This window comes from Novosphingobium sp. B-7 (assembly GCF_000410615.1).
GTDB classification, from domain to species: domain Bacteria; phylum Pseudomonadota; class Alphaproteobacteria; order Sphingomonadales; family Sphingomonadaceae; genus Novosphingobium; species Novosphingobium capsulatum.
In genome coordinates this window covers 1-7,359 of the sequence record NZ_APCQ01000260.1, presented here as the reverse complement: position 1 = coordinate 7,359, position 7,359 = coordinate 1, and the positions used below count along the sequence as shown (strand labels likewise).

Below are 7,359 nucleotides of genomic sequence, written 5' to 3'. Positions count from 1 at the left end.
CGCCCGCACCAGCCGCGCGGCGAGGCGGGCCGGGAGCACGCGGTGCAGAAGCTGTGCCAGCCGGTCTTGCCGTGGGCTGGCAATGAACCAGGTGGGCGTGCGTTGCAGCATGGTGACCTGCGCCCCGCGCTGCGCCAGTGCCGGCACCAGCGTGGCCGCCGTCGCGCCAGAGCCGATCACCACCACCTGCCGGCCCGCCACGTCCAGATCCTGCGGCCAGAACTGCGGCAGCACGATCGGCCCGGCAAAGTCCTGCTCGCCAGCGAGCGGCGGATCGTGCGCGGCATCGTGATCGTAATAGCCCGAGGCCAGCACCAGGAACCGCGCCACCAGGTGCTGCTCCGCCCCCGCTGCGTCGATCAGTACCAGGCGCCAGCAGGCGGCGGCACTGTCCCAATCGGCCGCCGTCACGCGGGTGTTGCGGCGGATGTGCCGGTCCAGATCGAACAATGAAACGGTTTCGTTCAGATAATCGCGGATCGCCGCGCCATCGGCAATGGCATCGGCGCCGCGCCACGGGGCAAAGCCGAAGCTCAGGGTGTGCATGTCGCTATCCGATCGCACGCCGGGATAGCGGAACAGGTCCCAGGTGCCGCCCAGGCTGGCGCGCCGCTCCAGCAGGGCAAAGCGGTGGCCGGGGCAATCGCGGGCGATGTGGGCGGCCATGCTGATGCCACTGATGCCCGCGCCGATGATCGCCACATCCAGGTCGGGCGTGTGTATCGTCATGGCCATGGACGTAAGGCTTTGCCCGGCTTTTGCCAGCACGATTGCGCTTTTCCCGTGCCATTGCCACATAGGCCGCCATGACGATCATTGCCGCGCGCCGCTATGTGCCCGATCCCACTGGCCGCTCGGCCGCCCGCATTCCCGGCCCGCTTGCCCTGGACGACAGGTTCTCCGCCGTGCCCGACGGGGCATTCGACTGGATTGGCCTGTGCGAGCCCTCGCACGAGGAGATGGCGCAGGTCGCCAGCCACTATGGCCTGCATCCCCTGGCGGTGGAAGACGCCCTCAACCCCCAGCAGATGCCCAAGCTGGACCAGTACCAGAAGCACCTGTTCGTGGTGGCGCGCACCGCCACGCTGGAGCCGGGTGAGACGCTGGCCTATGGCCAGACGGCATTTTTCCTGGGCGCCGATTTCATCATCTCGGTCCGGTTCGGCTCCAGCCGGGCGCATCTGGGCCTGCGGGACAAGCTCGAGGCCGATCCCGAGCGCCTGGCTGAAGGCGCCGACTATGTGCTGCATGCCGTGCTCGATTTCATCGTCGATGGCTATCTGCCGATCATGGAGCGCCTGGAAGCCGTGGCCCATGCCATGGAAGAATCGGCGATCGACGTCTTTCCCGAACAGCAGACGATCCGCCGCATCTTCCGCCTGCGCCGGCAATTGCGCCGGTTCGAGCGGATCATCGGCCCGATGGAGGAAGTGTGCCAGCGCCTGGCCGAATCCCACGTGGCGCTGATCGATCCCACCGCGCGCATCTGGTTTCGCGACGTGCTCGACCATGTGCGCCGCGCCATGGCGCGCCTGCGCGGACTGAAAGAGACGCTGGCCGCGATCGTCGAAACCGCCAGCCTGCTCGAACAGCATCGCCAGGGGGAAATGACTCGCCAACTGGCCGCATGGGCGGGCCTGCTCGCCGTGCCCACCGCCGTTGCCGGCATCTATGGGATGAACTTCGAGTACATTCCTGAACTCAAATGGCACTACGGCTATTTCTTCGTCTGGGGCGTGATCCTGACGATATGCGGCGGGCTCTATTGGCGTTTTCGCCGGATCGGCTGGCTGTGACCGGCTGATTCCGGCCGGCATCGCGCATCGCCCCCCTCTCGCATAATCCCCTATGCCGGCATCGGCGCAGGCTTAACGCGCCATGGTCCATGCACTGCGAAAGGCCGCGCCATCTGTCGCGCGGGATGATGCAAGGCAAGGGTGGCTCTCACATGTCTGTTTTCGGGTCTTTGCGAATTCGCACCATTTCCCTGCTGGGCACGCTGCTACTGGCCCTGGCGGCCGTGGGCAGTGCGGCCATGGCCATTTCGGCGACCAGCAGCCTTGGTGGGCGGTTGACCGCGATGTCAACCGACACGGTTCCCACGCTCACCGCGCTGACTCAGTTGCGTGGCATGCTGGGCGATCTGCGGCTGACCATCGCCAAGCACATCCTGTCGAACGAACTGACCGAAACCCGCCGCCTCGATGCCGAGTTCGACCAGCGCGTGGCGGATTTCGACAAGGCCCTGAACGACTATCGCGCCTTGCAAGCGCCGACCGGCGATCAGGACGAACTGAACGCCGTGGGTGAACTGCAGCAGATCTTCCACACCTGGGTCAAGGAAGCCCGCCCGGTGCGCGACTATTCGCTGCAAAACCGCAACGACGAAGCCTATAACCAGTTTCGCGACCGGATGAATCCCCTGGGATTGACCATGGGCAAGCGCATTGCTGGCCTGGCCACGCGGAATGCCACGCTGGCCAAGGCAGACACCGCAGCGGGCGTGGCCCAGGCAGACCGTCTGCGGTCCATGGCCGTGGGGGCGGGTGTGCTGGCCGTGATCGTTGCTCTGGGCGTCGCCCTGCTGTTCCGGTTGCGCCTGTCGAACCCGCTGATGCGCCTGTCCGAGGCGATGCAGGACATGGCATCGGGGCAGATCGATCGCAGCATCCCGGGGCATGAGCTGACCGACGAAGTGGGCGAGATTGCCCGTGCGCTGGAAGGGATCAAGGATTTCGTGGCGCGGCGGGCGGCGCGTGCGGGGGAAGAACGCATGGCGGTGCAGCAGCAGGTGGTGGGCGCGTTGGGCGCGGGGCTTGCCTCGCTGCGCGAAGGGCGCCTGCAGCACCGCATCACCGAAACTTTCCCCGGCGATTACGAGCAGCTGCGCGTCGATTTCAACCAGTCGATGGCGACCTTGGCCGATGCCCTTGGCCAGGTGACCCAGGCCGCGCAGGGCGTGCGCGTGGGTGCCAGCGAGATCGCATCGGCCAGCCATGACCTGTCGAGCCGCACCGAAAACCAGGCCGCCGCGCTGGAAGAATCCGCCGCTGCCGTGCGCCAACTGAGCACCACCGTGGCGCAGACCGCGCAGACCGCCAAGGACGCCAGCGACACCGCGCGGCAGACCCGCCATGAGGCGCGTGCCAGCGGCGAGACGATGACCCAGGCCGTCTCGGCCATGGAAGACATCGCCAAGTCGAGCAACCGCATGCAGGAAATCGTCGCGCTGATCGAAGGCATCGCGTTCCAGACCAACCTGCTGGCGCTCAACGCCGGGGTGGAAGCGGCGCGCGCGGGGGACGCTGGCAAGGGCTTTGCCGTGGTCGCCAGCGAAGTGCGCAGCCTGGCGCAGCGCTCGTCCGAAGCGGCCAAGGAAATCACCGCGATCATCCGCGAAAGCGATCGCGACGTGGGCAATGGCGTGCAGATGATCGGCGAAACGCAAAGCGCGCTGGGCCAGATCGTGGAGCGCACCTCGCGCCTGTCGGAAATGATCGAGGCGATCGCCCGCTCGGCCGAAGAGCAGGCCGGCGCGATCGGCCAGGTCGATACCGTGGTATCCGACATGGACCGCATCACCCAGGCCAACGCCGCGCTGGTGGAAGAAGCCACGGCCGCCTCGCGCAGCCTGTCGAACGAAGCCAATGCCCTGGGCCAGCTGGTCGGCCAGTTCGACCTGGGCACCGGCCATGCCCCCGCCGGCCATACCCGCCTGGCGGCCTGAGCGACCGGCGCAACTAATCGGGTGACATTCACCGTCCTTGCGCGTTAGCCCCGTGCTTCGTCACGACAACAGGGGACCTGACCGCGCATGGCCGGTGGATCGACACGCACCATTCTGATTGCCCTGGGGGCAAATCTCGGCATTGCCGTGGCCAAGTTCGTGGCCGCCGCGTTTACCGGCTCTTCTGCGATGCTCACCGAAGGCGTGCACAGCATGGTCGATTCGACCAACCAGCTGTTGCTGCTGCACGGCCGCTCGCGCGCGGTGAAGCCGGCCGATGCGCTGCATCCCTTCGGCTATGGCCGCGAGCTCTATTTCTGGAGCTTCATTGTCGCGATCCTGGTCTTTGCCCTGGGCGCGGGGGTTTCGGTGTTCGAAGGGGTGATGCACATCCTGCATCCCGAGCCGGCGGAAAGCCCGCTGATCGCCTTTGCCGTGCTGGGCGTGGCCTTTGGCCTGGAAGGCTGGTCGATCCTGGCGGCGCTGGGCGATTTCAACCGCGGCCGGCGCGGCACGGTCTGGGCCGCGATCCGCGATACCAAGGATGCGCCCACGCTGGTCATCCTGCTGGAGGATTCAGGCGCGCTGGTCGGCCTGGTCGTCGCCGCGCTGGGCCTTGGCCTCAGCCTGCTGACCGGTAATCCACTGTGGGACGGGATGGCCTCGGTCGTGATCGGGCTGGTACTCGGCGCCTTGGCGCTGATCCTGCTCTATGAAGCCAAGGGCCTGCTGATCGGCGAAAGCGCCGATCCCCAGCTGGTCGCGGCGATCCGCGCCACCGCAGCTGCCCACACCGGGGTGGTGCGCGTGCACGAAGTGCTGACCGTGCACAGTGCGCCAACGATGGTGACCGTGATCATCAGCGCCGATTTCGACGATACGATCACCGCGCGCGACGTGGAGCGCATCGTGCTGGCGATCGAGACCGAGGTATCGAGCCGCTTTCCCCTGGTGGCGCGCGTCTATGTTCGCCCGCGCGACAGCGCGACCGAGGCTCTCGACGGCTGAACAGCGGGGCGTTCAGGTGGTCAGGCGATCACGCCATAGAGGTCGTGGGCATCGGCCTCTTCCACCACCACGTCGACGAAATCACCGGCCTTGAGGCTGGCGGGCACGTTGCGCAGATAGACCGCGCCATCGATTTCCGGGGCATCGGCCTGGCTGCGACCAGTGGCACCGATATCGCCATCTTCGTCCGGCTCGCCCACGTCATCAATGATCACGCGGATCGTGCGGCCCACCTTGGCAGCAAGGCGCGCGGCGCTGATCGCCTCGGTCTTGGCCATGATCCGGGCATAGCGCTCTTCCTTGACCGCGTCGGGCACGGCATCGGGCAGGCTGTTGGCCGCCGCACCTTCGACCGGTTCGAACCGGAAGGCGCCGACGCGATCGAGCTGGGCTTCATCGAGCCAGTCGAGCAGGTACTGGAAATCCTCTTCGGTCTCGCCGGGGAAGCCGACGACGAAGCTGGAGCGGATCGCCAGATCGGGGCAGATCTCGCGCCAGGCCTTGATACGGTCGAGCACCTTGGCTTCGTTGGCCGGGCGCTTCATCGCGCGCAGCACCTTGGGGCTGGCGTGCTGGAACGGGATATCCAGATAGGGCGTGAGCAGCCCTTGCGCCATCAGCGGGATGACCTGGTCGACGTGCGGATAGGGATAGACATAGTGCAGCCGCACCCACGGCACCTGGCCATCGGACGTGCGCAGCTGGCCCAGCTCGCGCGCCAGGTCGGTCATGTGGGTGCGCACCTCGCGGCCTTTCCAGGTCCGTGTCTCGTGGCGCACGTCCACGCCATAGGCCGAGGTATCCTGGCTGATCACCAGAAGTTCGCGCGTGCCGGCGGCCACCAGCTTTTCCGCCTCGCGCAGCACGGCATCGATCCGCCGGCTGGCGAGCTTGCCGCGCAGGTCGGGAATGATGCAGAACGAGCAGGCGTGGTTGCAGCCCTCTGAAATCTTGAGATAGCTGTAATGGCGCGGGGTGAGCTTGACCCCGCCCATGTCATCCAGCGCCTGGGGGATCAGGTCGAAATAGGGGCCCATGGCCGGCGGCGCGGCTTCGTGCACCGCTTCCACCACGGCTTCGTACTGATGCGCGCCGGTCACGGCCAGCACATCGGGGAAACGCGCGCGGATCACCTCGGCCTCGTTGCCCATGCAGCCGGTCACGATCACGCGGCCGTTTTCGGCAATCGCCTCGCCGATCGCGGCCAGGCTTTCCTCCTTGGCCGAATCGAGGAACCCGCAGGTATTGACCAGCACGACATCGGCCCCGGCATAGTCGGGGCTCATGGCATAGCCATCGGCGCGCAGGCGGGTAAGGATGCGTTCGGAATCGACCAGCGCCTTGGGGCAGCCCAGGCTGACCATGCCGATGCGCTTGGGCTCGGGGGCGGGGGTGGTGTCGCGGGAATCGGGGGGAAATGTGGCCATTGTGCGCGCGCCCATACGCGCAAAAGGCGCGCGCGTCACCTCATCATGGCTTTTCCCCGGCCTTGCTGGGCTTGGGCGCCGATCGCTGCGACGGAGCGTGGAAGGAAAACGATGATTTCCTGTCACATGTTTGCGCTTTGCGTGCGCTGGGTCTACGCACAGGCACACACGGGGGCGTGGCACAGGAAAGAGGTGCAATGGGTCCGGTAAACTGGTTTGCAGTGATTTTGGCCGTCCTGGCGGCGCTGGCGGTGCAGGGCCTGTGGTATGGCCCGCTCTTTGGCCGGGCGCGCCTGGCCGAAGTGGGGCCGGGCGGGCTGGGCCTGCGCATGGCGCCCTGGCGCACGCTGGCGATCACCGCGGGCCTGCTGCTGGTCAGTTCCACAATGATGGGGCACATGTTCGCCCGCGTCGGCGCGGCCACCCTGGCGGCCAAGCCCTGGCTGTTTTTCATGATGTCGGGCGGCCTGGCCGGTGCCTTTGTCATCCCCGGGCTGTGGATCGGCTATACCCAGCAGCGCACCTCGACGCGCCTGGCCATGATCGACGCCGGCTGCGTCATGCTGTGCTATCTGGCCATGGGCACGGTGTTCTGGATGCTCGGCCGGTTCTGATATTCTAGGGTCGGCGTAAGGCCTCGCACCACCCCCAACCCCCTCCTCTAAAGAGGATGGGGCTTTATCTTTAGCACCTTAACTCCCCCTCCTCTTCAGAGGAGGGGGTTGGGGGGTGGTGCTGGGGCCATGAACAAACCTACAACCGCACCGGCAGATAGGGCGCCGGATCGCGCGGCACGTTGTCGCGGCGCAGTTCGAAATGCAGTGTCGGCTTTTGCGCTTCGCCGCTGCGGCCGATCCGCGCGATCGGCTGGCGGGCGGTCACGCGCTGGCCCTCCACCACGTCAACCCGGCCAAGATAGGCATAGGCGGTAACCCAGCCACCGCCGTGGTCGATCACGATCAACTGGCCAAAGCGCTGCGGCTCCGTGCCGGCGAACAGCACGCGACCAGCGGCTGCGGCATGGACCGACATACCGGTAAACGCGGCCAGATCGATGCCGTTGTTGGCCCGCCCCCGCGCCTGGCGCACGCCAAAGCGCGCCACGATCGTGCCTGATGTGGGCCAGGACAGGCGCGGGGCGCCAGTCTCACGCTGGTGTGCCGGGGCCGTTTCGGGGGCCGGGCGCAGCGGTGGCGC

At 66.8% G+C, this 7,359-nt stretch carries 7 protein-coding genes; 4 read left to right on the top strand and 3 right to left on the bottom strand.

Annotation, left to right across the window (positions count from 1 at the left end):
• Positions 1–735: NAD(P)/FAD-dependent oxidoreductase (locus H926_RS0103280; protein ID WP_022675038.1), on the bottom strand; the 735-nt coding region annotated here is incomplete at its 3' end.
• A gap of 71 nt (positions 736–806) precedes the next feature.
• On the opposite strand from H926_RS0103280, the gene H926_RS0103275 reads away from it, so the two are divergent.
• The 3 genes from H926_RS0103275 to H926_RS0103265 all read left to right on the top strand — a co-directional run bounded on the left by H926_RS0103275 (position 807) and on the right by H926_RS0103265 (position 4,735).
• Positions 807–1,796: a magnesium and cobalt transport protein CorA gene (locus H926_RS0103275; protein ID WP_022675037.1), complete on the top strand. Its 990-nt coding sequence runs from the start codon at positions 807–809 to the stop codon at positions 1,794–1,796.
• 152 nt (positions 1,797–1,948) lie between these two features.
• Positions 1,949–3,727, top strand: a complete 1,779-nt coding sequence (locus H926_RS25385) for a methyl-accepting chemotaxis protein (RefSeq protein WP_158441926.1) — start codon at positions 1,949–1,951, stop codon at positions 3,725–3,727.
• An 87-nt stretch (positions 3,728–3,814) separates the two neighbouring features.
• Positions 3,815–4,735 carry a cation diffusion facilitator family transporter gene (locus H926_RS0103265; RefSeq protein ID WP_022675036.1) on the top strand — a complete coding sequence of 307 codons (921 nt, stop codon included), beginning with the start codon at positions 3,815–3,817 and terminating at the stop codon, positions 4,733–4,735.
• A 20-nt stretch (positions 4,736–4,755) separates the two neighbouring features.
• Here H926_RS0103265 and rimO read toward each other — a convergent pair whose 3' ends face one another.
• Positions 4,756–6,162, bottom strand: coding sequence for a 30S ribosomal protein S12 methylthiotransferase RimO (gene rimO / locus H926_RS0103260; RefSeq protein WP_148291617.1), 1,407 nt, complete (start codon positions 6,160–6,162; stop codon positions 4,756–4,758).
• Between the two features lie 197 nt (positions 6,163–6,359).
• Here rimO and H926_RS0103255 point away from each other — a divergent pair, with 197 nt between their 5' ends.
• Positions 6,360–6,776 carry a DUF1761 domain-containing protein gene (locus H926_RS0103255; protein ID WP_022675034.1) on the top strand — a complete coding sequence of 139 codons (417 nt, stop codon included), beginning with the start codon at positions 6,360–6,362 and terminating at the stop codon, positions 6,774–6,776.
• A 139-nt stretch (positions 6,777–6,915) separates the two neighbouring features.
• Here H926_RS0103255 and H926_RS0103250 read toward each other — a convergent pair.
• Positions 6,916–7,359 (bottom strand): murein hydrolase activator EnvC (locus H926_RS0103250; protein WP_022675033.1); only part of this gene is annotated, 444 nt, incomplete at its 5' end.

Coding starts and splice junctions, on each gene's coding strand:
- H926_RS25385 (WP_158441926.1), top strand. CDS start 1,949: ATGTCTGTTTTCGGGTCTTTGCGAATTCGCACCATTTCCCTGCTGGGC.
- H926_RS0103255 (WP_022675034.1), top strand. CDS start 6,360: ATGGGTCCGGTAAACTGGTTTGCAGTGATTTTGGCCGTCCTGGCGGCG.
- H926_RS0103275 (WP_022675037.1), top strand. CDS start 807: ATGACGATCATTGCCGCGCGCCGCTATGTGCCCGATCCCACTGGCCGC.
- H926_RS0103265 (WP_022675036.1), top strand. CDS start 3,815: ATGGCCGGTGGATCGACACGCACCATTCTGATTGCCCTGGGGGCAAAT.
- rimO (WP_148291617.1), bottom strand. CDS start 6,162: ATGGCCACATTTCCCCCCGATTCCCGCGACACCACCCCCGCCCCCGAG.